17 protein-coding genes, 2 tRNA genes and 3 rRNA genes are annotated in these 26,624 nt (G+C 50.2%); all 22 read right to left on the bottom strand.

From position 1 onward, the window contains the following. Positions 1 to 41 precede the first annotated feature (41 nt). Positions 42 to 2,444, bottom strand: coding sequence for a choline trimethylamine-lyase (gene cutC / locus BHK98_RS00955; protein ID WP_075711805.1), 2,403 nt, complete (start codon positions 2,442 to 2,444; stop codon positions 42 to 44). Between the two features lie 141 nt (positions 2,445 to 2,585). Beyond that, positions 2,586 to 3,482, bottom strand: a complete 897-nt coding sequence (locus BHK98_RS00950; protein WP_075711804.1) for a hypothetical protein — start codon at positions 3,480 to 3,482, stop codon at positions 2,586 to 2,588. A gap of 77 nt (positions 3,483 to 3,559) precedes the next feature. Continuing rightward, a tRNA-Glu gene (locus BHK98_RS00945) sits at positions 3,560 to 3,634 on the bottom strand. A 19-nt stretch (positions 3,635 to 3,653) separates the two neighbouring features. Continuing rightward, a 5S ribosomal RNA gene (gene rrf, locus BHK98_RS00940) occupies positions 3,654 to 3,770 on the bottom strand. A gap of 76 nt (positions 3,771 to 3,846) precedes the next feature. Then, positions 3,847 to 6,728: ribosomal RNA gene (locus BHK98_RS00935) — 23S ribosomal RNA — on the bottom strand. A 295-nt stretch (positions 6,729 to 7,023) separates the two neighbouring features. Beyond that, positions 7,024 to 7,099 (bottom strand) — tRNA-Ala (locus BHK98_RS00930). Positions 7,100 to 7,167: 68 nt separating this feature from the next. Next, a 16S ribosomal RNA gene (locus BHK98_RS00925) occupies positions 7,168 to 8,683 on the bottom strand. The 16S, 23S and 5S rRNA genes sit together here with 2 tRNA genes alongside, the layout of an rRNA operon. A 510-nt stretch (positions 8,684 to 9,193) precedes the next feature. Continuing rightward, on the bottom strand, positions 9,194 to 10,522 hold the full coding sequence (locus tag BHK98_RS00915; RefSeq protein WP_075711802.1) for an LCP family glycopolymer transferase: 1,329 nt from the start codon (positions 10,520 to 10,522) through the stop codon (positions 9,194 to 9,196). Further along, positions 10,519 to 12,006, bottom strand: coding sequence for an O-antigen ligase family protein (locus BHK98_RS00910; RefSeq protein ID WP_143404507.1), 1,488 nt, complete (start codon positions 12,004 to 12,006; stop codon positions 10,519 to 10,521). The genes BHK98_RS00915 and BHK98_RS00910 overlap by 4 nt, the downstream gene beginning before the upstream one ends. Positions 12,007 to 12,053: 47 nt before the next feature. After that, on the bottom strand, positions 12,054 to 13,067 hold the full coding sequence (gene galE / locus BHK98_RS00905; protein WP_075711800.1) for a UDP-glucose 4-epimerase GalE: 1,014 nt from the start codon (positions 13,065 to 13,067) through the stop codon (positions 12,054 to 12,056). Further along, the gene (locus tag BHK98_RS00900; protein WP_075711799.1) at positions 13,064 to 14,647 is read right to left on the bottom strand and encodes an O-antigen polysaccharide polymerase Wzy family protein; all 1,584 of its coding nucleotides are present in this window, start codon (positions 14,645 to 14,647) and stop codon (positions 13,064 to 13,066) included. The genes galE and BHK98_RS00900 overlap by 4 nt, the downstream gene beginning before the upstream one ends. Before the next feature lie 160 nt (positions 14,648 to 14,807). Continuing rightward, positions 14,808 to 15,899 (bottom strand): hypothetical protein, encoded by a 1,092-nt coding sequence (locus tag BHK98_RS00895; protein ID WP_075711798.1) that lies wholly within the window; start codon positions 15,897 to 15,899, stop codon positions 14,808 to 14,810. A 189-nt stretch (positions 15,900 to 16,088) separates the two neighbouring features. After that, a complete protein-coding gene (locus BHK98_RS00890) occupies positions 16,089 to 16,931 on the bottom strand; it encodes a beta-1,6-N-acetylglucosaminyltransferase (RefSeq protein ID WP_075711797.1) in 843 nt (280 codons plus the stop codon). A gap of 33 nt (positions 16,932 to 16,964) precedes the next feature. Beyond that, positions 16,965 to 18,428: a lipopolysaccharide biosynthesis protein gene (locus BHK98_RS00885; RefSeq protein WP_075714876.1), complete on the bottom strand. Its 1,464-nt coding sequence runs from the start codon at positions 18,426 to 18,428 to the stop codon at positions 16,965 to 16,967. Then, on the bottom strand, positions 18,418 to 19,299 hold the full coding sequence (locus tag BHK98_RS00880) for a LicD family protein (RefSeq protein ID WP_075711796.1): 882 nt from the start codon (positions 19,297 to 19,299) through the stop codon (positions 18,418 to 18,420). The genes BHK98_RS00885 and BHK98_RS00880 overlap by 11 nt, the downstream gene beginning before the upstream one ends. Continuing rightward, a complete protein-coding gene (locus tag BHK98_RS00875) occupies positions 19,300 to 20,415 on the bottom strand; it encodes a glycosyltransferase family 4 protein (RefSeq protein WP_075711795.1) in 1,116 nt (371 codons plus the stop codon). After that, positions 20,408 to 21,385 carry a glycosyltransferase gene (locus BHK98_RS00870; protein ID WP_075711794.1) on the bottom strand — a complete coding sequence of 326 codons (978 nt, stop codon included), beginning with the start codon at positions 21,383 to 21,385 and terminating at the stop codon, positions 20,408 to 20,410. Before BHK98_RS00870 ends, BHK98_RS00875 begins: the two co-directional genes overlap by 8 nt. Position 21,386: 1 nt before the next feature. Then, positions 21,387 to 22,292, bottom strand: coding sequence for a LicD family protein (locus BHK98_RS00865; RefSeq protein ID WP_075711793.1), 906 nt, complete (start codon positions 22,290 to 22,292; stop codon positions 21,387 to 21,389). After that, positions 22,279 to 23,406: a non-hydrolyzing UDP-N-acetylglucosamine 2-epimerase gene (gene wecB, locus BHK98_RS00860; RefSeq protein ID WP_075711792.1), complete on the bottom strand. Its 1,128-nt coding sequence runs from the start codon at positions 23,404 to 23,406 to the stop codon at positions 22,279 to 22,281. The genes BHK98_RS00865 and wecB overlap by 14 nt, the downstream gene beginning before the upstream one ends. Positions 23,407 to 23,411: 5 nt before the next feature. Next, positions 23,412 to 24,701, bottom strand: coding sequence for a glycosyltransferase family 4 protein (locus BHK98_RS00855; protein WP_075714874.1), 1,290 nt, complete (start codon positions 24,699 to 24,701; stop codon positions 23,412 to 23,414). Positions 24,702 to 24,715: 14 nt separating this feature from the next. After that, a complete protein-coding gene (locus tag BHK98_RS00850) occupies positions 24,716 to 25,405 on the bottom strand; it encodes a sugar transferase (RefSeq protein ID WP_075711791.1) in 690 nt (229 codons plus the stop codon). Beyond that, a complete protein-coding gene (locus BHK98_RS00845; RefSeq protein ID WP_075711790.1) occupies positions 25,402 to 26,613 on the bottom strand; it encodes a DegT/DnrJ/EryC1/StrS family aminotransferase in 1,212 nt (403 codons plus the stop codon). The genes BHK98_RS00850 and BHK98_RS00845 overlap by 4 nt, the downstream gene beginning before the upstream one ends. Between the last annotated feature and the right edge of the window lie 11 nt (positions 26,614 to 26,624).

The raw sequence follows: 26,624 nt of genomic DNA, 5'->3' as shown, positions 1-26,624 counted from the left end.
GGAGGGTCTGGTGCGTCAAAAAAGTTTCAGAAAGATAGACATCAGTTCCGGTCGATTTCGGTACGGCTGATAATCTCGTTCTGCACCTCCGGACAGAGTTCAGTAAAGAAAGCCGAGTATCCGGCGACCCGGACGATTAAATCACGATGCTTTTCCGGATGCTCTCTGGCGTCGATCAGCTCCCGGTCATCGACGCAGTTGAACTGCATTTGTGCATTCCCCAGGAGGCTGGCCGTTTTCAGCAGCGTGACCGCTCCGGTCCTCCCCTCCTTCGTGTCCAGAAAGGCCGGAGAGAACTTGAAGTTATGAGACATTCCGAGACTCATCGACTCGCAGTTCAGGCGGGACACAGACTTAATCACCGCGGTCGGGCCTTTCCGGTCTCTTCCCTGCGACGGGCTCATGCCGTCAGACAGCGGTTCTCCGGAGCCCCGTCCGTCCGGCGTCGCGCCCACCATCTCCCCCAGCGGCGTATTGAACGACTGGGAAAGCGTTCCGTGAATGTGACGGGCGTAGAGCGACGGATAGGAATTCATTTTTTCCTCCGTGTAATCGATGATCTCCCTTGCAAACCGGTCCGCATAGTCATCATCATTTCCGTATTTCGGCGCATCCACGCAGGCCTTCCGCAGCTTCTCAAAGCCGACCCAGTCGGCGTCCATCGCCTGTTTCAGCTCGGCCAGCGTGCAGAGCCTGTCCTCATATACGACCTTTTTCACTGCGGCCATGCTGTCCGCATAGGTGCCCAGCCCCGCGAAAATGCTTCCGGGACCTTCATACATCACCGCTCCGCCCTGCATAACGTCTTTGCCGTTCTGCATGCATCCGTCGATGAATATGGACATATACGGCGTCGGAGTGACCCTGCTGAACACTTCCTCCACAACATTGCTGCCGCGGCAGTTGACGTCGATTAAGAAGTCCAGCTGCCTCCTCACCGCAGTCTCAAACTTTTCAAAGGTGTCAAACTCGCTGACGTCACCGGTATCCAGCCAGCGGCGCTCTCCGCAGGAAGGCAGCGCGCCGTTATGCATCGCCATGTCAATGCAGGCCGGCCACTGCGTGAATCCGCCGGCAGTCCACTGATGAACCCGTCCGTTTTTCTGAGGTTCCACGCAGCCCATCATGCTGTAATCCCGGGCGTCCCTGAGATCATATCCTTTGCGCAGCATCATCCGTGTATGCGCATCGTCAAAATGCACCGCCGGCATACCGCCGCCCGCGCGGATCACGTCCACGATTTTATCCAGATAGCGATGCGATGAGGCGTTATGCACCCTGCAGGCCAGCGTCGGCTGATACATCTTGATTTTGCGCACAACCTCCATGACCAGGAAAGTCAGGTCATTGCAGACGTCTCCCCCGTCTCTTCCGACGCCGCCCACCGTCATGTTCAGGAACGGCATGTATCCGGCGAAATATTTAGCAGTCGCACCGGGTGTATACCAGATGACCTCTGAGCACTTCAGCATGAAACAGCCGAACAGCTCGAACGCCTCCTCTTCCGTGAGTTCCCCGGATTCAATACTGCGCTGATAGCACGGATACATGTATTCGTCAATGCGCCCCAGCGATGTGCTGCACTGGTTCGCCTCCAGCGAGAACAGAGATTCCACCGTCCAGACCGCCTGCAGCGCCTCCCAGAAGGTCTCCGGCGGTTCGGCCGGCACACGCCGGTTGATCTCCGCGATTTTTTTCAGTTCATCGCGGCGTGCCGGATCCTTTTCCTTTTCCGCCAGCTCCAGCGCATAGTCGCTGAGCCGTCCCGCATACGCCAGAACGCCGCGGCAGATCTCGACGGATGATTCATAAAAGGCCCTCTCGGTATCGTATTCTGGGTCCTCGGGGCGCAGCGCCTTCAGATGCTCCTGTGCCTCCGCCAGAATGCCGTTTATGCCCTTGGGGAACAAAATAATATCGAAGCCGGGACTGCTGTCCCCTCCTCCGCTGGTCATATGATAGGTCAGGTCCGTAATCGCGGCCTCAACGCCGTATTCATAGAGAAGCGGGTCAGTTTCCCTGAGTTTTTCCTCACAGGCCTCGCAAAGAGATTTTCCCTTCCAGAACGGGAAAATCTCCTCCCTCATGAGTTTTTTGTCCTCCTCGCTGATATAATAGGGATCCTGCGGACGTGTTCCGATGTCGTCCAGCTCCTCCTCAAGCCATTCCCATGCGATGTCCGGGGACAAAGCTCCCGCCCGCGGTTTTCCGCACGGATTCCCCACGATAAGTTCACCCTCCTGAATCAGCAGGGGCGCTGTCTCGCAGGCGCGGCGGAAGCTCTTCGCGATCCGGAGATTCGCCGGCAGATCCGGATATTCCTTCGCAACCTCCGTGAACGCGACGGCGCGATCTGTACTGATGCTCGGAACCGCTTTCAGATACGCCGATTTCAGCCGGTTCAGACGATCCGTAAGCGCCATATTGTCAAAATTATAAGACATATTTGCTTCCTCCTTATCGATTATCGGGATTTATTATATACTATCCCGTAAAGGGGAACGCAATACTTTTCAGAAAAATTCTGTGATTTGGGATTCGCGGCGGACTTTATTTTGTATAAGACAAAGCATGCAGCCTAAGGATTACCGCGGACGATATTCCCCCCGGGCAAGAAGTCTGGTGAATTCGTCCCTGACCGGCTCAAGGTCCTCTTTGTAGGTAATGCCGAACCATCTGTCGCGCGTCCGTCGGACGTGCACGCGAATTTTCTTTTGTTCCAGAAGTCTCCCGACAATCTTCGGAATCAGAAACTCCTGCTCTGCAAGATCCTCACCGCTGTCGAGAAACGAGGTGAACTCCCTGCCCAGCACGCGCATAAAATCCGCACCGAAGCCCCACATATTCATTGAAACGACGGCGTCCGGATCCAGAACTCCGCTGTCCGAGACGATCATCCCGCCCGTCCTGCGGATGTTGTAGGTCTCCCGAATGCTCCGGAGCATGCCCTGTCCGTCCGCATCGCATATTCCCCGGGTCACGCCCCCGTTTTCGCTCAGAGTGTTTTTCAGCACAAATCCGATCAGGCAGGCCTCCGCCTCCTTCGGGTCTTCGGCCAGGTAATGCGCCAGAAGCTGAAACGCATCCCTGCCGTAATAATCGTCCGCGTTGATCACCGCAAAGGGACCGCTGGCCAACTCCCGGCAGGACAGAACAGCCTGACCGGTCCCCCAGGGTCTGACACGGCCGGCGGGGACACTGTGTCCCTGAGGAATGTCTTCCAGCGCCTGAAAGGCGTATTCAAACCGGACGCCCCGTTCACAGTACAGACGCTCAATCCTGTTTCCGATAATGCACCGGAAATCGTCTTCAATCTCCCTGCGGATCACAAAGATAATGTGGTTGAATCCGGCCTCAACCGCATCATAGACAGAATAATCGATAATGATTCTACCCTGATCATCCATCGCCTCCAGCTGCTTGATTCCGCCTTTATATCGGGATCCGATTCCTGCTGCCATTATGATCAGTGTAATTTCCATAAAAAAGTTCCTCCGTCAGGTTATAGTATACCATATATCTGAACAAAAAAACAGGATCCGTGAAAGATCCTGCCGTGTGGTGACCCCATCGAGAATCGAACTCGAGTTACCGCCGTGAAAGGGCGGTGTCTTAACCGCTTGACCATGGGGCCATATAATGAAGAAGAACCGAACCGGCAGCGTCCTACTTTCCCGGGCAGTCACCCGCCAAGTATCATCGGCGCTGAAGAGCTTAACTTCTGTGTTCGGGATGGGAACAGGTGTGACCTCCTCGCTATTGCCACCGGATTCAGTTCTTCTGAGAGCTGGTACCCTCAAAACCGAACAATGGTTCCTGCTTCTTCATCACATTCCGGAATGCCTTCCGGCCAAGCTTTCGGTCTATTAGTATCGGTCAGCTCAATACGTTGCCGTACTTACACCTCCGACCTATCAACGTGGTAGTCTCCCACGGACCTTACCTTGCGGGGGAGATCTCTTCTCGTGGAGGGCTTCGCACTTAGATGCTTTCAGCGCTTATCCCGTCCCTGCGTAGCTACCCAGCTGTGCCCTTGGCAGAACAACTGGTGCACCAGAGGCAAGTCCGTCCCGGTCCTCTCGTACTAAGGACAGCCCCACTCAGATCTCCAACGCCCACAGCGGATAGGGACCGAACTGTCTCACGACGTTCTGAACCCAGCTCGCGTACCTCTTTAATGGGCGAACAGCCCAACCCTTGGGACCTACTCCAGCCCCAGGATGAGACGAGCCGACATCGAGGTGCCAAACACCCCCGTCGATGTGAACTCTTGGGGGTATCAGCCTGTTATCCCCAGGGTAGCTTTTATCCGTTGAGCGATGGCCCTTCCACTCGGAACCACCGGATCACTAAGCCCGACTTTCGTCCCTGCTCGACCTGTCTGTCTCGCAGTCAAGCTCCCTTCTGCCTTTGCACTCTTCGCGCGATTTCCGTCCGCGCTGAGGGAACCTTTGGGCGCCTCCGTTACTCTTTAGGAGGCGACCGCCCCAGTCAAACTGCCCGCCTGCCACTGTCCCGGCGCCGGCTTACGACGCACGGTTAGAACCCCAACGCTGCAAGGGTGGTATCCCAACGATGACTCCTTAAATACTGGCGTACTTAATTCATAGTCTCCCACCTATCCTGTACATGCAGCGCCGAGGCTCAATATCAGGCTGCAGTGAAGCTCCATGGGGTCTTTCCGTCCTGCTGCGGGTAGCCGGCATCTTTACCGGCACTACAATTTCACCGAGTCCATTGTCGAGACAGCGCCCAGATCATTACGCCTTTCGTGCGGGTCGGAACTTACCCGACAAGGAATTTCGCTACCTTAGGACCGTTATAGTTACGGCCGCCGTTTACTGGGGCTTCAGTTCCGTGCTTCGATTGCTCTGACACTTTCCCTTAACCTTCCAGCACCGGGCAGGCGTCAGCCCCTATACTTCAGCTTTCGCTTTCGCAGAGACCTGTGTTTTTGGTAAACAGTTGCCTGGGCCTTTTCACTGCGACCACGTCTCCGTGGTACCCCTTCTCCCGAAGTTACGGGGTCATTTTGCCGAGTTCCTTGACAATGGTTCTCTCGCTCACCTTAGGATTCTCTCCTCATCTACCTGTGTCGGTTTGCGGTACGGGCACCTTGGGTCTCGCCAGCGGCTTTTCTTGACGGCGTGAAATCGGCTGCTTCCGGCTCTCTTGCCTCCCCTTAACGCCTCAGTTCCACATGAACGGACTTCCCTGCTCATGCTCCCTCAACGCTTGGACGCGCTCGACCAGCGGCGCGCTCAGCCTATCCTTCCGTGTCCCCGCTTCACTCTGCGACCTTCGGTGGTACAGGAATCTCTGCCTGTTTTCCATCGACTACGGCTTTCGCCCTCGCCTTAGGACCCGACTAACCCTGAGTGGACGAACCTTCCTCAGGAAACCTTGGATTTTCGGTGGACAGGATTCTCACCTGCCTTGCGCTACTCATGCCAACATTCTCTCTCGTGTACTGTCCACGGTCTCTTTCAATTCCGCTTCTGCCTGCACACGATGCTCCCCTACCATACTTCTCAGTATCCGCGGCTTCGGTATCAGGTTTCAGCCCCGTTCATCTTCGGCGCAGGGTCACTCGACTAGTGAGCTATTACGCACTCTTTGAATGAATGGCTGCTTCTGAGCCAACATCCTAGCTGTCCAAGCAACCCCACATCCTTTTCCACTTAACCTGAATTTCGGGACCTTAGCCGGCGGTCTGGGCTGTTTCCCTTTCGACCATGAAACTTATCTCACATGGTCTGACTCCCGTGTATGATGCTCTGGTATTCGGAGTTTGATAGTTTTCGGTAACCGGTGAAGGCCCCTAGAACATTCAGTGCTCTACCCCCAGGCATCTTTCCACGAGGCTAGCCCTAAAGCTATTTCGGGGAGAACCAGCTATCTCCGGGTTCGATTGGAATTTCACCGCTATCCACACGTCATCCCAACCTTTTTCAACAGATACGGGTTCGGTCCTCCATGTCCTTTTACGGACACTTCAACCTGCACATGGATAGGTCACCCGGTTTCGGGTCTACAGCATGCAACTGCGGCCGGTTAAGACTCGGTTTCCCTTCGGCTCCGGTGCTCCAGCACCTTAACCTCGCTGCACACCATAACTCGTTGGCCCGTTCTACAAAAAGTACGAGGTCACTTTCGCTCCCTCCGATTGTAGGCATAAGGTTTCAGGTTCTCTTTCACTCCCCTCCCGGGGTTCTTTTCACCTTTCCCTCACGGTACTCTTCTCTATCGGTCACTGGGTAGTATTTAGGCTTGGAGGGTGGTCCCCCCTTCTTCAGACCGGGTTTCACGTGTCCGGCCCTACTCCGGATCCCATCCTGCAGCTCATCCTTTCGTCTACGGGAGTTTTACCCTCTTCGCTCTGACTTTCCAGTCATGTTCCACTAGGATGTTACTGTCTTCTGATGGTCCTAAACCCCGGGTGCAAGCACCCGGTTTGGCCTCTTTCCCGTTCGCTCGCCGCTACTTGGGAAATCGCGTTTGCTTTCTCTTCCTGCGGGTACTTAGATGTTTCAGTTCCCCGCGTTGCCTTATGTCATACTACTTTACTCGCATGACTATGCCTGAGCATTACCTCAGGCGGGTTCCCCCATTCGGATATCTGCGGATCACCGGATATGTGCTCCTTCCCGCAGCTTTTCGCAGCTTGTCACGTCCTTCTTCGGCTCCCAGTGCCAAGGCATCCGCCTTATGCCCTTCTTTGCTTGGCCTTTTCCTGTATGCCGCGCTTTCGCGCTTCATACGGTTCTCCTTGGCTGCCATACATGGCGCTCATGTATGGGCTTTCTTTGTCAAAAAACTTTTCCTGTTTTTCGCTTTCTTGGCTTCTCGGTTGAAATCGTAGATTTCTTACCCTATTTGCTTAGCTTCTTCGCTAATACCTATACGATATTTCATCTCGATCTCTTTTCTGTGATGCATTGTTTGCATTTTCCATTGTTCGATTTTCAAGGTACTTCCGCAGGCCTCCTTTTCCGGCCCGCCTTCATCAGCCTCTTCGGCTAATGGTGGAGAATAAGGGATTCGAACCCTTGACCCCCTGCGTGCAAAGCAGGTGCTCTCCCATCTGAGCTAATTCCCCTTATCTCCATGGCTCTCGCCATGGGGCTTACCTCAGTAAACCCATAGACAGCAAACGTGTCTCCCTAGAAAGGAGGTGATCCAGCCGCACCTTCCGATACGGCTACCTTGTTACGACTTCACCCCAGTCACCGGTTTTGCCTTAGGCAGCCTTTTCGACCGACTTCGGGCACCCCCGGCTTCCATGGTGTGACGGGCGGTGTGTACAAGACCCGGGAACGCATTCACCGCGGCATTCTGATCCGCGATTACTAGCAACTCCGGCTTCGTGCAGGCGGGTTTCAGCCTGCAGTCCGAACTGGGACCGCCTTTAGGGTTTCGCTCCGGCTCGCGCCTTCGCCTCCCTCTGTGACGGCCATTGTAGCACGTGTGTCGCCCAGGACATAAGGGGCATGATGATTTGACGTCATCCCCGCCTTCCTCCGGGTTGTCCCCGGCAGTCCCACTAGAGTGCCCAACTGAATGATGGCAACTAATGGCAGGGGTTGCGCTCGTTGCGGGACTTAACCCAACATCTCACGACACGAGCTGACGACAACCATGCACCACCTGTCTCCTCTGCTCCGAAGAGGGGACCGGCATTACCCGGCCTTTCAGAGGGATGTCAAGCCCTGGTAAGGTTCTTCGCGTTGCTTCGAATTAAACCACATGCTCCGCTGCTTGTGCGGGTCCCCGTCAATTCCTTTGAGTTTCACACTTGCGTGCGTACTCCCCAGGCGGAGCACTTAATGCGTTTGCTCCGGCACCGAACTCTTGCGAGCCCGACACCTAGTGCTCATCGTTTACGGCGTGGACTACCAGGGTATCTAATCCTGTTTGCTACCCACGCTTTCGTGCCTCAGTGTCAGTTACAGTCCAGAAGGCCGCCTTCGCCACCGGTGTTCCTCCTAATATCTACGCATTTCACCGCTACACTAGGAATTCCGCCTTCCCCTCCTGTACTCAAGCCTTACAGTTCGCGGGGCCAACGACAGTTGGGCTGTCGCCTTATACCCTACGCTTGCAAAGCCACCTACGCACTCTTTACGCCCAGTAATTCCGGATAACGCTCGCCCCCTACGTGTTACCGCGGCTGCTGGCACGTAGTTAGCCGGGGCTTCCTCCAAAGGTACCGTCATTCTTCTTCCCTTTGGACAGAAGTTTACGACCCGAAGGCCTTCCTCCTTCACGCGGCGTTGCTGCATCAGGCTTGCGCCCATTGTGCAATATTCCCCACTGCTGCCTCCCGTAGGAGTCTGGACCGTGTCTCAGTTCCAATGTGGCCGTTCACCCTCTCAGGCCGGCTACTGATCGTCGCCTTGGTGAGCCGCTGCCTCACCAACCAGCTAATCAGACGCGGGACCATCCCTGACCGATAAATCTTTGGCAGATGGACCATGCGGTCTCTCTGCGTTATGGGGTATTAATCGAAGTTTCCCTCGGCTGTCCCCCTGTCAAGGGCAGGTTTCCCACGCGTTACTCACCCGTCCGCCGCTTTCCATCCCGGAATTCTACCGAAGCTTCCTTCCGCGATTTCTCGCTCGACTTGCATGTGTTAAGCACGCCGCCAGCGTTCATCCTGAGCCAGGATCAAACTCTTAATGAAAATGGTATATTAAGCCTTTCGGCTTACTATCTTTTTCCTTCCGTTTAATCCGGTCAGACGCTAACGTCTGTTTCTACAGTTGTTTCTGTTACCGTATTACTGTTTTAGGAAATCTTGGGGATCATTTGGTACATGATCCAAGGTTTTTCAACCTGTTTCTTTTTGTCTTGTTTGACTTTCGTTTCCTGTCTATGTGGTTTTCTAGGTTCTTCCGGAACCCTTCATTTTTCAAGGTTTCCGTGCTCGCGTGTGCCGCGAACATTTAATATATTACCATCTGTTTACCTCTTAGTCAACCGCTTTTTTTGATTTTATTTTACCTTTTTTTAACTTGTTTTCAGTCTGCAAAAAGGCAGTGTATGTTTTGGTGTAATACCACAAGTTTTTGTGATTATCGACCTTGATTTCCGAAGAGTGCGACTCCCGCTCCCTGCAGAAATGCAGGCCACTCTCCAGAAGGCAGCTACAAGCCGGAATGCCGACGGAACACGCATTCTGTTTCAGGCTCATCTATATGCCGCCTGAAGCTTCATCACCCGGAGTTTCACCGCCTCCGCCGGGTTCCTCACCGGATCCGCTGCCGCCTCCTGAATTTCCGTTTCCGGAGCCTCCGCTTCCTCCGGATCCACCGCCGCCGGAGTTTCCGGAACTGCTGTTCCCGCTGTCTCCGCCCGGTTTCTTTTTCCCTCTGCCGGAGCTTCCGCCTGAACCGTTTTTCGACTTATTCTGCTTTGATTCCGCAGCCGCCTTCTCCTTAGCGGCTTTTTCTGCGGCCTCCTTCTCCGCTTTTTCCTTCGCCTTTCGCGCAGCCTCCTTCTCAGCGCGAATGGCTTCAATATCTTTCAGTGCCTCCCGGATCTTTCTGTCATATATGCGCATCTCCCGCGCAGCCTTAAACTCTGTTCCTTCAAACAGATCAATCTGCAGATGCCGGGCGTTGGAAACCGCGGTCACCGGGAACACATATCTGGTACCGTGATAAGTGTGACGTTCAAAGATCTGCGGCCACCGTACAGCATGCTGCAGTTTATACGCCTCCAGCCGTGCCGCGACCTGCATGGAATACTCGCTCCTGAAATTGTTGTCCCCCTTCATCAGAATGTGGCGGTATTCTTCCATATCTGCCATGCTGCAGCCATGAATCGCCCTGATAATTTTCCGGACAACTGTGCGGGCGTGGCGGTCGCTGCTGCTTTTTTCCGGAGCATTGGAACCGATCTGCGCATACGCCGCCGCCTGAAGCGCGTTCACCGGCTGGATTCCCGGCTGCGTAATCTCAGTATAATCCGCAAGGTGAAACTTTCGCGCAAGGATTTTCTGGTACCGGTTGAGCTCCGCGATCTCATCGCTGTCGATATTCAGCTGTATAACGCCGATCTTGCGAACCATCCTGATTATGGCTCTGTCGTTAATCGCCAGATACGCATCGGTCCGGAACCCGGTCATGGTCTGAACCGCATCCAGCAGGTTTTCAGGATGCGCGGCGGAATATTTTTTGTACAAAGCCGTACCCGTCTTTCCGGTGGCTCCGGGAACGTAGGTCATCCGTTTCAGGGAAGTCAGTTGGATAGCCTTCCGGGCGTCATCCTCAAAGGACACGACCATAATATTCTGAATATCCTTATCAGCGATGTCCCGGGCGTCCTTCATCCCGGTGTTAATCAGCACGATATCTGAGCATCCCCGGACTCCGGTCATATTGTATTCTGCCTGCGCTTTCTTAATTTCCTTCGCTCGGTGCGTGTCGATTCCGCTCCGGATGTCAAAGGCAAGACACACCGCAAACAAAGCCAGAACCGCCAGCAGGATGATCTTTTTATTCAGAGGCAGATCCCTCATACCTGCACCTCCGTCCGTCTGCGGGCGGCATCATGTGTTCCTACATACCGACTGTCCGACTCATCCTGTATTACTCCCCAAGCAAAAACCGGGAGAAGCGCGAGATAGTAGAGCAGAAGAAGCGGCCTGGTAAATACTTCTGAAATCGGTTCCAGACTTCCCGTAACCAGAAAAGCCGTAATCGCGAGTACCGAAAAAACATATTCGTCCTTCATTTTGTTCCTGCGCATAAATATCACGCGTATGCAGAACGCAAAACTCAGAATTTCCTGAGCCAGAAACAATATGCCGGTGGGAATTCCGCATCGATACGCATATTCCAATGCGACATTATGCGCAAGACTGTAATAGTTATAACCGTTTCCGAGGGTATTCATGACACGGATGGGATAAGAATAGGACACATCGTGTCCTCCCATATTGAGATGGTCCAGATAAATTTTCCATATTTCAATCCGGCCTGAGGAGAATGTGTTCAGATCGGTTGATTTTTCAAGCCTTTGTGTGATACTTGAGCCATCTGCAGCATAAACTGCCACAGGTGCCTGCAGGGAACTGAGCAATCCGTAATTGTCTGTTCCGCGATTTATTATAAAATAGGTCAGCAGAGCTGAAAGAACCGCTATCAGCAGGATGAGCAGAAATTTCCGGAACCCCTTTCTGCTTTTGCCGTATAGAATCATCCATGCGACAAACAGCAGAATTTCTGACAGAAGTGCGGTTCTGCTGATACTCATGACAGCCTGCCCGATACAGAAGCCCAGAACAATCGCATACAGAATATATTTCTTTCCGGTATCTCTGTAAATAAGGTAAAGAGAGGATAAGATTCCCATCGTCATAAATTCGCCTAAAATATTAGGATTCGAAGTAATTCCCCGGTACCGGTTCAGATAAGTTGACCAGAGCTGCCATGCGGTTCTGCTTCCGTCATCATTCACAATGTAGTGAGTGATATATCCATACGGAAAGCAGATCATATGAATCACTGTAACAGCAAGCATAACAGCAATAACCGCCATTGCAGCTGAATCAAGCAGTTCCGCAATCCCACCGACCTTTCGCTTCCGGTACAGTAACGGAATCGCGATCATAATGATCACCTGGGACAACAGATATCCGCTGCCGATATTATGAGTCAGCCCTGCCGTGACAAACAGGATATTCCAAGTGTACCAAAACAGACTGATGTACCAGTTGCTTTTCGCTTCGAGGTTTCTTTTCTCCCGCAGACAGAGAACAGCAGCGAGCAGCGCCGCATCGATCAGCGCAATCTGCGCAACACCCATCCTATGCAGAGAGTCCAGTATGCTCATAAAGACTGTAGATGTATCATAAAACACGGATTTGTCAATATGCAGGATCACAGACAGGCTGAATATGATCACGAAGCAGAATACGGCGGCTGCATATTTAACGTGACCTGATTTTTCTTCTGATTCCGCACTGTAAAATTGAAAATAACCGACAATTTTCTGAAACACTGAGTACGCCCCCTTTATATTTTCACGGTCTGCTGCCAATGCACATATTAATAGCTGTCGGGATTCTTCCTCTGCCAGTTCCATGCATCGACACACATATCGCTCAGGCTCCGGCGAGCTTTCCATCCCAGCTGCTCATCAGCTTTTTTCACATCCGCCCAGCACTCAGGAATATCCCCCTCCCGGCGGTTTCCGAATTCATATGGTACACTCACACAGTTTGCTGTCTGGAACATATCGACCACTTCCAGAACGCTGTAGGGCATTCCCGTCCCGATATTGAATATTTCCAGTCCGTCGTGTTTCATCAGATACTCCGCCGCCTTCATATGCGCTTCCGCAAGATCCATCACATGAATGAAATCTCTCCTGCATGTGCCGTCCGGTGTGCTGTAATCGTTTCCGAAAATAATAAGCTTTTCCCGTTTTCCGGCAGCGGTTTGTGTGATGTACGGCATAAGATTATTCGGAATGCCATTCGGTTCTTCCCCGATCAGACCTGATTCATGTGCGCCGGCCGGATTAAAGTATCGCAGGATCACCGCCGAAAAGCTTCGGTCTGCTTTTACCGTGTCTTCAATAATCTGCTCGCTGAACCACTTCGTCCAACCATATGGATTAATACAGTGTCCCCTTGGCATCGATTCACGGCAGGGGCTTAGATTTTCCATTCCATAGACTGTAGCCGAAGAAGAAAAAATCAGACTTCCGACGGAATTGGCCCGCATGCATTTTATCAGCGACAAAGTTCCATGAATGTTGTTCTCATAATATTCAATCGGATGCGTGACAGATTCTCCCACGGATTTATAACCGGCGAAATGAATCACGCAGTCGACAGGACCGTTTTCTCTGAATATCCTCTCCAGTTTCCGTTCATCTCTGAGATCGCAGTCATACATAATCAGAGGTTTTCCCGTGATAAGCATAACGCGTCTGAGCGCCTCTTCTGTGCTGTTCGAATAATTATCTACCGTAATAACGTCATTTCCATTCTGCAGCAGGACAACAGCTGTATGAGTCCCGATATATCCCGCTCCACCTGTGAGTACAATCTTCATCTGTTATCTTTCACGAACAGTTCTCTGTCCGTTTCTCCTCCTATCACATTACGTCTTCTTCCAGTGCGCAGCATCACCGCTGATTTATCTTCAGAGGGCGAGCGGAGTCTGACAGAAAGTCTTGACGCCAGCAGAACGCCCAGGACAACGATCCAGAAATGGGGCGTGACCAGAAACAGCAAAAAACTGCTCGATGATGACCTTGCAATCAGAAATACCTTTGATAAAACGGTCAGCAAAATCAGATTCAGCAGGAAGCGGCCGCGTTTCATCATGGCGACAGTTCCGCTCATCAGCATTCCCAGAAGAAAGTTAAACCAGATCACTCCCGGATAGCCAAAGTCCAGATAATTTTCCAGCAGATAAACGGAGCCTCGTCCGTGTCCTTCCAAATAATAAGCTTCTCCAAGGCACACATAGGACAGACGATGTGCCAGACTGTTACTCTCTTCAACAATTTTAATGCTGTTTTTTGTTCCGATATCATCTGCTCCGAACAAATACCTGGTCAGACGATTATGCTTCACGTAGTCGATTAAATCACCGAATGTGTAGCTGACCGCCTGAGGAAGTGATTCCAGTCTGTTCTGATATTCCAGGCCCTGACACAACGTGTCAAACGTAGTTCCCTGTCGGTAGAAAAAATCAACACCAATCGGCATCGACGTTTCCAGCGATGCCACCTTATCCGCACGGGAATAATTCATCACCCCCAGGAAAAGTACGGAGGCAGCCACCATAATAATGAAAGCCGTCTTTATTGCGGGTGTAATCCATCTGCCTGTATTTACCCTCAGCTTGTTACGGATGAAGAAGTACACTGTGCAGAATACAATCTTTGAAATGAGGCTGGTCCTGTTTCCCAGCAGAAACACCGGCACTCCCGTCAGAATATAGGCGGACATCACAATCAGACTTGCTTTCTTTCCCGGCATCGTCGCAAGATATGCAAAAACCACATACGGGAATATGGTAGACAACAGACTGAAAACGAACGGCACTGAAGGTGCCAGTCCCGTATACATGGTTGCATAACTGTAATTTCGCAGACTGAGATAGGAATACATCTGTGCTGCCATACACCCTGTCCATGTGAAGAGCAGTACTGCAGCAAGCGCAAAACGCAGTCCTCTGACGATTTCCGCTTCGTTTCGCAGAGTTCCCGCAGTATGTTTTATTTCACTTCCGCCGGCAAGTCCTTCGATATAAAATGCTCCACAGAAAAGTGCAATCTGGCCCAGCAGAATGATCGTCATGCTCCGGCAAATCGTGCTGTCGCTCCAATAGCACCAGTCCTGCCCGTAAAGGCAGGCGATAACCGGTCTGGAGAGCAAAAATACAAATATCATCGCAGTCATCACAGCGAAATTGAAGCGCGCTGAAAGATCCGCCAGCCCGTAAAGTAAACAATAGCCCCATACAATAATGAGTGCAGCTAATGCTCCGTTATATTCGCCGGTTCTCAATGTTATAAAGAACACGCTCCCTGCCAGAAGAAAGATAACCAGACCGGTAACGGGAAAGAAAAGCGGATTGCCCGCCATGCTGCGTAATTCTTTATTTGCGTTTGTTTTCATCATTATCATCGCATCGCGGTTTATATTTTATCAATGTAAATATAGCCCAACAAGGCTTTGTCTGCATGAAGAATCCGTTTCACGGTCTCTTTCAGTTCACTTTCCAGGCTCTTCCCTTTCGACACACACAGAATCACGCCATCTGCGTCAGCCAGTTTACGAATCAGTTCCCCCGGTCACTTCCCCGGCACAAGATATAACGATATGTATTCAGATTTTCCAGAATTTCCATAAGCCTGGTTTCAATGCCGCAATTCTCTGCGGAACAAATCATGATTCCGGCGTCTTTTTCAAGATACAGGCCTATGCTTTCATGGATTTCGACGGCTGCCTGTTCCAGGTTTTCCCCATCAATGCAGGCCAGACAATCTGCGTCCATCCAGTCTCTGAGCTGATTTCCGGAAAAGATGTACCCCCGGTTCAGGACACGATATAAAACAGCTAATATTCCGATCAGAATTCCTGTAATCAGCCCAAGGATACTGTATTTCAGAATCGCTGCCGCCATATGTTTCCTCGACACGATGCTGTCCCCCTTCGACGGAGCCTCCAGTGTCCTCAGTGATTCCCGGACAGATTTCAGCTGCGTCGAAAGCCTCGTCAGACGCTCTGCATTTTCCAGTTGAAAATCATACAGCTCCGAATTGCAGCTGTCTTTCTTTTTAACGACCTGCACAGACAGACCGCCGATACCGCTCTCGTCCGCTTCGCTTTTAATAATCTGCCGAACCTTTGTCGCTGTGAAGTCCGGATTTACGCCATCCACCTTGTAGATATCCAGAACAACGCTTTTCGAGTCAATCGACCAGACGTTGATAATGCTGTCAGCGTATTTCTGATAAAGTTCGGACTGCTTTCCGAACAGTTCCTTCGCGCTTTTTTTACTGAGCCATGCTGAAACCATCTCGCCTTTCCGATTTTCCGAGCCCCGGAAGACACAGATAATCCGGTCGTAACTGCAATGATAAGGATCAATCGACATTACAGGATCTTCTTTTAAAGCTCTTGCATAGGATGTATACGACTTCTGCAGGTTGCCGGCGATTTCTGCCAGATCCGCTTTCTGCTCATTATAGGTTTTCAGCTCGCTGCTGTAATCCGCATTCCCTGTGTTAGCAGCGGACTGGTTCTCCTTTACAAGGCAGCAGGCCTCATACACACCGGCAGCAAGCGCAACCACTACCGCCACAGCGAAGATCTTTTTTTTATTCCTTTTGATAATAAACTTCAGATCCTGAAACGATATATATTCCATTTTCTTCCTCGCATTTTTTCTGTCTGATTGTTTTTATTCTATCATATGTACCGGCATTTTTCAAACCGCTCTGGGGCCGGGGCGGTACACTTATGTTCACGATCCGCAGCAGTATGCCGCCCGACTTCAGTCCCCGTCCCTTACGCTGTACAGATCCAATCCGACTCCCTCCGCGAAAGGCAGCAGGACTCACAACAATGTTTCTTCAATCCGTCGTAATATGTCCTCATCAATTTCAGTGTCAAATTTCCTTGCGAACATCGCACTGCTGTTCGCAAGGATCTGATAATCGGCTGCCCTCCAGACATAGGGATGATTATCCCCGCCGCGATTCCAGTCGATGCATCGCTTTGAGGCAGTCTCATCACCTGTTCCGACTGCAGCAGCCAGGTGGTTCTCATATCCGAAGGTCAGAACAAAGGTCTGCAGAACAAGTTCGTCCGGACAAATACAGTTTATGAAGTACCGGGACGCCCATCTGCGTTTCGCAAGAAAATCTTTCGCAAATTTATCGGTAATGCTGAACCAATTTGAACCAAATCCAAAATCTATCATCGGCCTGATCCCGATACGTCGCTTCAGAAACTCCGACAAAAGATAAATCTGGTAAATCGGTCTGCGAAATCGGTTCAGGCGAATCTGCATCACTCTATCCCAGCCGGAAGGATCTGCGAAATGAATAAATTCCTTATCCTGGCCGTCAAAAAAGTGATGGATATCACTCTGACTTTTAATAGGGAAATCCTGACCGGACAAAAGATGATAATATCTGTAAGGACCTTCCTCCACAGCAGCCCGGAGCAGTTCGAATTCTGTCTGCACTATACCATAGTTTCCCCATTCCACGGTTCGTCGGGGAATGCTATGAAAACAGGAAAAATTTAAAAATCCTGCAAAATCAACTTCGTCTGCTTCCCGGAACCGGGAATCAAGATGAAGATAGATGCCATTACGGGCATCATCAAGCGCACGAAGCAGCCGCAGCAGCTGATTCAGATTCTTATGCGCCATAATCAGGTATGCATGTTTCATACTATTTATCTCCTCATCAACCGAAATAACCTTTTATCCATTTCTTCCTTCTTTTTGTGCTGCACTCAGGTCCCGGATCAGGCTGCGGATCCTGTTTCGTTCCAGATATGCTGCCGCACAGAAAACAAGAACAAGGGCGTATCGCATATAAATATTCCTGTAGGTCATCATCAGCAGAAACCCCGCTCCCATGAATCCGACAATCACGATCGCGATTATCCTCATGTTATACGGACGAACACGGTCCAGGAACTGATTGCAGATATGACGCATGGCAAAGTAATGACCCGCCGCATACAGAAAATAGCAGAACAATGTCGTATATCCCGCCGCATAGTATCCAAAAATGCGTATGAAAATAAAATTCAGTACAACATTAAGAATCGCTCCGATAACGCTTGCAGCCATGATGAACATGCGTTTTTCATAATAGAACTCAAACTTTGCGAACAGATCATAGAGGAACATGAACACCGTACTCATTGCAACAGGCGGAATGACCCAAATGGCGTCATAATAAGATTCAGGTGCGAAAATGCGGACCGCCTCCGGTGCAAACGCGATCAGAATCAGATTGAACAGCGCAATCAACAGAACGCAGTAATCGGCGACTCTCGCCATCTCATTAATTCTATTATATTTAATCCGCTGATACAGCCAGGGGTCAAGCGCCTGAACCAGAGAGGTGTTCAGCAGCGTCATAATCTGTGCCAGAGAATACGCGAGACCGTATATTCCGGCCTCTGACGCTCCCACCATTCTTTCAATCATCACGCGGTCTGCGCTGGTCAATACAGTAATCGACAGATAGTGCGGAATCAGAGGCAGATTAAACATAACCGCATATTTCCAGTATTTTGAAGAGAAAAATTTTCTTCCCCGTATCATCTGAGCCACGAAACATGACGTATAGCCGATCGCATTCACAAGGGCAATGCCAAGGATTCTCGCCGTCACCTTATCATCTGAGCTCAGGATAAAAAGGATACTGACAGCAGGCTGCATCACGGAAATCGCCAGTGTCAGCATCACAAGCCCTTTATAGTGGTAGAGGACACGCTGTTCCGCGGCCCAGAACTGAAAAGCGGAAGACGACCATATTATAATGAGCATCATCAGACCCTGTTTTGTATTCATCGACATCGCATCATTCAGAAAATCCTGGAATGCCAAATAAACCGCTGTCCAGCCTACCGTCAGCGTCAGCGTCAGCCCCTGAAGAGTCGAACAGAAAATTTTCCTGTCCTCTTCAAATTTCACAAGCCCCTGAGTGAAAACTCCCGCGAAGAGATTCAGCGTCACAATAATCGTAGCGATTCCTGTCCATGTATTGAAAACTGTAAATTCCCCATATTCACCCGTGGATAAAATACGTGTGAATACCGGTGTTGTAATGACAGAAATCGCCCTCTGCAGAAAGGAACAGACGACAAACCAGAACGATGCACGGAGCTGTACCGACCGGCTCTGATATTTTAGGCGAAGCTTATCCATCATCTCTTTCAAATTCTGCCTTTCCATTTATCTCATACAGTTTCTGATATTCCCGGTAGGGTCTTGTAAGGTCAATGACCCCCTTATGAACTCTCTTCCGGTTTGACTCCGGCGGAAGTTCCATATAGTCACCGAAATATTTCTGCAGATACTCATCCCACAGAGCCGGACATCTGATCTCTGTATCCTCAAATTTCATAGTTGCTGCTTCGATAAAGCAGCGGCTCTTAAACGTGTAGCACTCACCGGCCCATTCCCATAGAAATCCTGTAATCTCAGACCCGCTCAGAGGACGTTTCTTTAGGATTTTGTACCACTTTCTTTCGTAAAAGTCAAACGGAATTATTTTCTTAAACGGTACCATAAAGGCACCCAGAATTTTTTTCCAGACGCGGTCATGGTACGAAACAGGAAAACGCCGGATAACATTCATCACCCGCACAAAGTTAACCCGTTTATAGAACAGTCCTCGCATCAGACGGTTCTCGGGGACCCCTGACAAGGGCATTACGTCTACAAAAACTCCCTTATAGGAATCCGGATATTCCCTTTCCACATCCTCAATAAATGTAGTTCGTTCATCCATGATTTTAGGGAAAACAATACTGTAATGCTCTGTTTCCTCTCCTGTCCGAAGCGAATAATATTCCGGAAGTTCCCGTCTCGCCGCCTCAAGAAATGCATCAAAATATTCAACAGGAACTGCGATATCCAGATCATCATCCCAGGGAATAAACCCCTGATGCCGCACCGCGCCGATACAGGTTCCGCCAATAGCGAAATAAGGAATATTATTTCTTACACATATTCCATCCACACATTTGAAAATTTCCAGAATAACACTTTGTATCTCATTCATATAATTTCCGTCCAATCATTCTCTCCGGCCACGCCGGTCTGCTAAAGAGAGAATCAGCTGCTCCCACTGCCTGAAAATTGTTTCTCTGGAAAACAAATTCAGATTCTCCTGTGAATGCCCGGACATTTCCTTTCTTTTTTCCGGATTGTCCATCAGAAAAGATACCGCATCTGCGAAACATTCTGTATCATACGGCGGAATCAGCAGGCCATCAACGCCGTCGCGTATAATCTCTCCCGGTCCGGTCAGGATGTCAAAACTGACGATTGGCAATCTGCAGCACTTCGCTTCCAGCAGAACGACAGGCAGTCCCTCCCGGTAAGACGGCATTACATAAAAGGCATACTTCCCGAAAACTTCTCTGACATTATCGTAAAATCCCATCAGATGAACATTCTCCGACAGGTTATGCTCCCGGACATAGGCATCCACCTCGTCAAACATCTCGCCGTCACCATAAAGATCCAGATGCCAGTCCGGATGCCTGCGCACCACAATTTCAAAGATGCGCACCATCAGATCGAAGCCCTTTTCAATCCCGAATCTTCCTGCCGAGACAATTCGTTTCGATTGGATGTCATAGGTTTCCGGTTCTGACAATTCCTGATCGATCCAGTTATAAATACAGTCAACCCTGTCTCTCCTCATATGAAACCGTTTAATGTAGTCCTCTTTTGTCCTCTCTGTCAGAGTAATCACCTTATCACAGACCATTGCCGAAAGTCGGCGCATCGCCCGGTTTTTCCGATCGTCCCATTGATTCATCAATGCTCCGTGATCACAAAAGACGAACCTCGTCTTCACAAAAGGTCGGACCGGTGACATCAGGAATCCGGTATAATGCCCTAAAATAACTGCAACATCTATTTCTTCTTTTTTTAACATGCGGCGTATCTTTTTAAACAGTTTCCTCTGCTGATTCCGCAGCCGGAATTCACCTCGCAGCAGTTTGATATACCGAACGCGATCCGCCAGATGATAGGCGGCCGGACGTCCGTCATCCAGCAGACTGACGAGACTGACGCTGTATCGTTCCGCAAATGCATCGGCAAGGTTCGCTGCAACCACGCCCACGCCTCCGTAGTCTGCAAAATTATGAACAACAAAACATATTTTAATTTCTTTATCCATTGTTTCGCCCCGTCTTCCTGATATTTAAGTTCAGCAGTATTCTGTAAATATGCCTGCTGAAAAGAAGGCCGATAAAAGCGAGCTTTCTTGCCCGGGTGAACACATCATTATTCAGGATAAGATGTCTGTTCTTTTTCAGGAAATCGATGCACTCCTGCTCTTTGTCCCTGTCATGGGATCCATCGCTGCTCATCATTTTGTCCAGTACATAAAATCTTGCCCAGCATCTCCTGAGCTGTGCACTTTCCGCAAGAGTTCCGGACACCGATACAGCGATCCCGTAATTATAGTCATGAACTTCAATCGCATCGTAAAACCGCGCATCAAAGGGACGGGTCGTGATGCTGTTTTCCCGGTGGAAATAATAATATTTCTGAACGTCTGTAAATACGGAACGATTTGCGTTTGCCATCAGATCTACGATAATATATGCATCTTCCAGAATCTTTCCTTCCCGAAACATCACTCCATCGAATAACGTCTTCCTGAAAATCTTGTTCACCACATTCATTGAAGTCCTGGAATCAAGAACTTGCCGGATTCCCTGAATTCGATCCAGCACTTCGCAGCGGATTTCTTTGTTAACATGTATCTCTCTTCCCGCGTAACATTCGAAGAATTCGCAGCCCGTCACATCAGCGTCATATCTGTCCGCCAATGCAAGCAGATATTCATACATATCTGTTTCGATGAAATCATCACTGTCAACAAAACCGATGTATTCGCCTGCCGCAATCTGCAGACCGGCATTCCGCGCGGCGCTGACTCCCTGGTTTTTCTGATGGATCACCCGAATCCGCCCGTCTTTCCGCTTATACTCCTCGCAAATTTCTCCGCAGGAATCCGGAGATCCATCATCGATCAAAATAATTTCTATATCATCCAGAGTCTGTCCCGCGACAGAGTCCAGACACCTTCTGATATATTTTTCAGTTTTATATACAGGCACAATAATTGATACTCTGGGCATTTTATCCTTCTTCCTCTTGCTTCGCCTCTTGCCGGTCCATGCTCCCGGCGCTCCCAACGCAGTATTTTGTTCCAAAATACTGCCTGTAAGAGGTTCCCAAATCGATAAATTCGTATTCGTGATGCGCCTTCCTGTCCTCCTCCGGCGGAAGCCGCATATAATCACCGAACGCCTCGGTCAGATATGCATCATATCCGACCGGAACCGGAAGCCTGCAGCCCTCGAAATCCGTTCTCACTGCTTCCCGGAACGCATCTTTCGGATATTCCTTCTGCATATAATACGGTCCTGCACACAGTTCTGTAATCCGGTCACAGTTTTCAATCCGGTATTTGCTCATCTGCCGTTCAAAGAACTGCCAGACCCGGGTTTTTCCTTTCCATCCCGGAACGAGAAATAATCCGAAACGTCCGGCAGCTTTTATGAGCGCGCCATGATTTTCCGGAGCCTTTTCAACAGTAAACAGAGAGAACAGCATTGCACACAGTTTCTGCCATACTCTGTGTATCCCTTCAGGGCAGCCGTCCAGCGGAAAGATATCCATGGCGACGCCGTGGCTTACATTCATATCCTTCCGGTAGGTCTTGACAAAGGTCGTCGTCCTGTCGCAGATTGTCACAGCCGGGCTGAAGCACTCGTACTCAGGAGAAGTATACTCGATTTCATACCGTTCCGTATCAGTCCACAGTTCTTTCAGACGTTCGTAGTCACAGCGCTTCATGAAAATATCCACATCGTCATCCCACGGAATAAATCCCTGATTGCGAATCGCACCGATACAGCACCCTCCGCACAGGAAGTAAGTCAGATGATGGGATTCACAGAATCTGTCGAAATACAGCAGCATCTCCAGACTGATTCTCTGCAGTTCCCGTGTGTTTTCTTCCGAAATCTCATAATATGACATCAGCTTCACCCTGCTGCAAGTGTTCCTTCAGGATTGCCGCGATCTGCCTCGACGCAGTCCCGTCCCCGTACGGATTCACGGCCTTCGCCATTTTCTGATATTCCTCTTCTGATGTAAGCAGGCGGTCGCATTCCCGGCAGATTTTATGCTCCTCCGTGCCCGTCAGCCGCAGCGTCCCCGCGGATACTCCCTCCGGACGTTCCGTGGTATCCCGCATGACAAGCACCGGTTTCCCCAGAGCCGGGGCCTCTTCCTGAATTCCTCCGCTGTCTGTCAGAACGAGATATGCTCTGGCAAGAAAATTATGAAAGTCAGATACGTCCAGCGGCTCAATCAGATGAATCCTGTCGCAGCCTTCGAACTCTGCCTCGGCGATTCTTCGCACTGCCGGATTCATGTGAATCGGATAAACCGCCCTGATATCCGGATGTGTTTCAACCACTTTGCGAATGGCGCGGAACATATGATGCATCGGTTCTCCCAGATTTTCTCTCCGATGCGCGGTAATCAGAAGCAGTTTTCCGTCCGACGCCCATGTCAGTTCCGGATGAGAATAATCCTCTCTCACCGTCGTTTTCAATGCGTCGATTGCAGTATTTCCTGTTACAAAAATTGTTTCCGGCTTTTTCCCCTCTCGCAGAAGATTCTGTCTGCAGTTTTCCGTCGGCGCAAAATGGAACCGGCTGACCAGACCGACTGCCTGCCGATTGAATTCCTCCGGAAACGGAAAATCCAGATTATATGTCCTCAGACCCGCTTCAACGTGTCCCACAGGAACATGTCGATAAAAGCACGCCAGCGCAGCGGCAAAGGTTGTCGTCGTATCGCCATGAACCAGTACCAGATCCGGCCGCGATTCCTCCAGTACCCGGTCAAACCGCGCCAGAATACCGATTGTAACATCAAACAGCGTCTGATTTTCCTTCATGACGGACAAATCATAATCCGGAGCGATATCAAAAACTTTCAGCACCTGATCAAGCATCTGACGATGCTGTCCGGTGACACAGACGACTGTACGGAAATCCTTCGGATGTTTCCTCAGTTCTTTCACAAGCGGACACATTTTAACGGCTTCAGGCCGCGTTCCGAATGCAAGCACGATTGTCTTCATCTCACTCAGTCTCCTCTTTTCTCAATCAGCAGATTCCTGATGATTTTCTCCCATTCTGCATTCAGACGCTTTGTATCGAACAGTTCGGCTGTTTTCAAGGCGTTCCTGCGGTATTTCGCATATTCTTCCGGATCCATTTCGTAAAAGTCCCTGATCGCGTTCGCATACTGCTCGATGGAAGTCGCCTTTACGATCTTTCCGCAATGATACCTGGAAATAATGGGATATTTCCCCTCATCGATGTTCGCCACGACCGGGTTTCCCGCGGCGAAATATTCAAACAGCTTATTAGAGCTGTTTCCGTATTTCTGCGTTGCTGCCGATTTCAGATTCAATATGTTCAGATTGCTTCTGCTGAGAACATAAGGAATATACTTCTTATCAATATACCCCTTAAAGATCACATTGTCGATATGTTCTCTCCGGCATAGATCCGCCAGGATCTCCCGGTCAGGCCCGTCGCCGTAAATGATGAATCTGATTTTGTCTGCGTATCCCTCTTCATTAAGCTTTTTCGCACAAGAGACCACCGTGTCAATGTCATTCGCGGTACGAACACTTCCGCAGTACATGACTTTGAACACATCGTCCTCAAGGTCTTTATCCTCCACGCGGTACTTCTCCAGATTTCCGGCAAAAGTCTCCAGATCAACCCCGATATTGATATAGTGAAACTTGCTGTGAGGAACCGCCTTATCCCAGCCTTTGTCACGAATGTAATCGTATGCGCCTTCCCAGGAAAACACCAGCGCATCTGATTTCCTGTAAATCCATTTCTCAAAGATATACAGCGCCTGAATAATCGGATTTCTGTTTGAGAAGTCCGCATATTCAACAATGGACAGCGGCCACAGATCAACGATACTTGTAATATACGGTACCTTGTATTTTCCGGCAATCTGTTCTCCTGCCAGACAGTTTGTGGGCGTCGGCATCGCAGCCATCACAAGATCAGGCACAGGGAATTTTCTGTAGCACTTCTTCAGATTAAAGTAGAACTCCAGCATATTTATCATTCGATCGAACGTATGAGAATAATTTCTTGTCCGTATGAAAATAAACGGAACGCCGTCAACCGTTCTTTCAACCGCTGTTTCGCGTCCTTCTGCGAAATTCAATTCAGTGTTGTGAACATAACTGGAGGCAATTACAAAAGCCCTGTAGCCGTGCTCCTGCAGGTATTTCGCCAGTAAATAATCAGGAATACGCGGGCAGTAGGACGGCCCTCCGGCATAATGACTGATAATCCAGATCACCGGTTTTGTTTCATTCGATTCATTCTTCTTGTTTTTCATACTACGGCTCATTGTCATTTTCCAAATATCACTTTTATCGTTGACAGCATGATCTTCATATCACCAATACACGAAAATTCCTTCAGTGCCTCCAGGTTCAGCTGCATTTTCTTCGGCAGGACTTTGTTAATGTAATCGGCGTGAATATCCGAACTGTTCTCCAAAAGCCGGCTCTCGTCCCTGAACAAAATACTCGCTTTGGATGTGATTCCGGCAGGCAGGAGAAGCGTCGCCATCATTTCCTCCGAGTAACACTCGACATAGCCCGGAACCTCCGGTCTGGTGCCGACAAAGGTCATTGTGCCCTCCAGCACGTTAAAAAGCTGCGGCAGCTCGTCAAGACGCAGCCCCCTCAGTTTCTTCCCGACCCGTGTAATCCGCGAATCCTCACCGGAAGTAATCTGCGCTCCAAGCTGCTCTGCATTGCTGACCATCGTCCTGAATTTATAAACCTCAAAGGTTCTTCCGTACTGTGTGATTCTCTTCTGTCTGAAAATCGCCGGTCCTTTTGAGTCCATCCGGATCCATAATGCGATTGCCAGCATTGCCGGAGACAAAATCACGATCAGCACTGAAGATCCCAGAAGATCAAAGAGACGTTTCACGATAAGCGAAGGTGTTTTTCTTCTCAGCAGTTCATAATACGGACGTGTTTTCTCTGAGCGTATGCGCTCCGGGAGCTTTTCCCATTTCCGCACAATCATAACAGCCCGGCTTCCTGAAGCACCGTCGTCAGAGAATCACAAACATAGTCCACGTCCGAATCGCTTAACCCGGTATGGAGAGGCAGCGTGATCTCATTCTCATATAACGCAAAGGCATTCGGAAAATTGCTGATATTGAATCCCAGATCCTTATATGCGGTAAACATCGGCAGCGGCTTGTAATGAACGTTAGTCGCCACTCCGCGCTCTGCCAGTCTCCGGATAATCTCGTTTCGAACCGGTTCATCAGCGTTCCCGATTCGCGTGATGAGGAGATGACAGCTTGACTCCCGTTCCGCGTCAATATGCTTCATCACCGCGACAGGGAAATCCCGCAGGTTTTCTTGATATCTTTCAACTATCGTTCTTCTTCTCGCCAGCAGCGCATCATACCGTTCCAGCTGCTTCAATCCGATGGCAGCCTGCAGATCCGTCATATTGCATTTGAATCCGGGAAGTGAAATATCATACTCCCAGCTTCCCGCCGCCGTCTTCGCAAGGGCGTCTTTACTTTGTCCATGCAGCGAATAAAGCATATATTGCCTGTACAGTCCGGCATCCTCTATGCCGGGCGTCGATTTCCATGTAACTGCTCCGCCTTCCGCAGTCGTAAGATTCTTTACGGCGTGGAAGCTGAAACAGGTGAAGTCCGCCTGATTCCCGCTTCGCACTCCATCGAAACGCGCGCCAAAGCCGTGTGCAGAGTCCGCAATTACAAGCATTCTGTTGTACGCCTGCTGTAGCTCATTTTTCGCCCGGAAAAGCCGGCTCTTTGAATCCGCGATCTCATGTAAACGCCGGTAATCACACATCACTCCGGCGATGTCCACAGGAATTATCGCCTTCGTCCTTTCTGTAACCGCGGCTTCCACCTGCTCATAATTGATTTCAGGGGCATCCGGCATCGTATCCACCATGACGATACGAGCTCCCACATGTTCAATGATCGCGGCAGAGGCAGTATATGTGTACGCCGTTGTAATGACTTCGTCTCCCGGTCCGATCCCCAGTATCCGAAGCGTCAGCTCCAGTGCCGCAGTATCCGAATTCAGGCATACGGTCCGATTCGTCCCGATATACTCTGATATTTTTCGTTCAAATTCTTTTGTTCTCGGTCCGGTTGTAATCCACCCGGATTTCAGCGTTTCAACGACTTCCCGGATCTCAGCGTCCGAGATATCCGGCGGTGAAAACGGTATCGTTCTCATTGCTCTGCCCC

The sequence above is a fragment of the Hornefia porci genome (genome assembly GCF_001940235.1).
In the GTDB taxonomy this organism is placed as follows: Bacteria; Bacillota; Clostridia; order Peptostreptococcales; family Anaerovoracaceae; genus Aminicella; species Aminicella porci.
The sequence above is the reverse complement of the archived record's forward strand: the minus strand, read 5'-3'. Positions and strand labels throughout refer to the sequence as shown.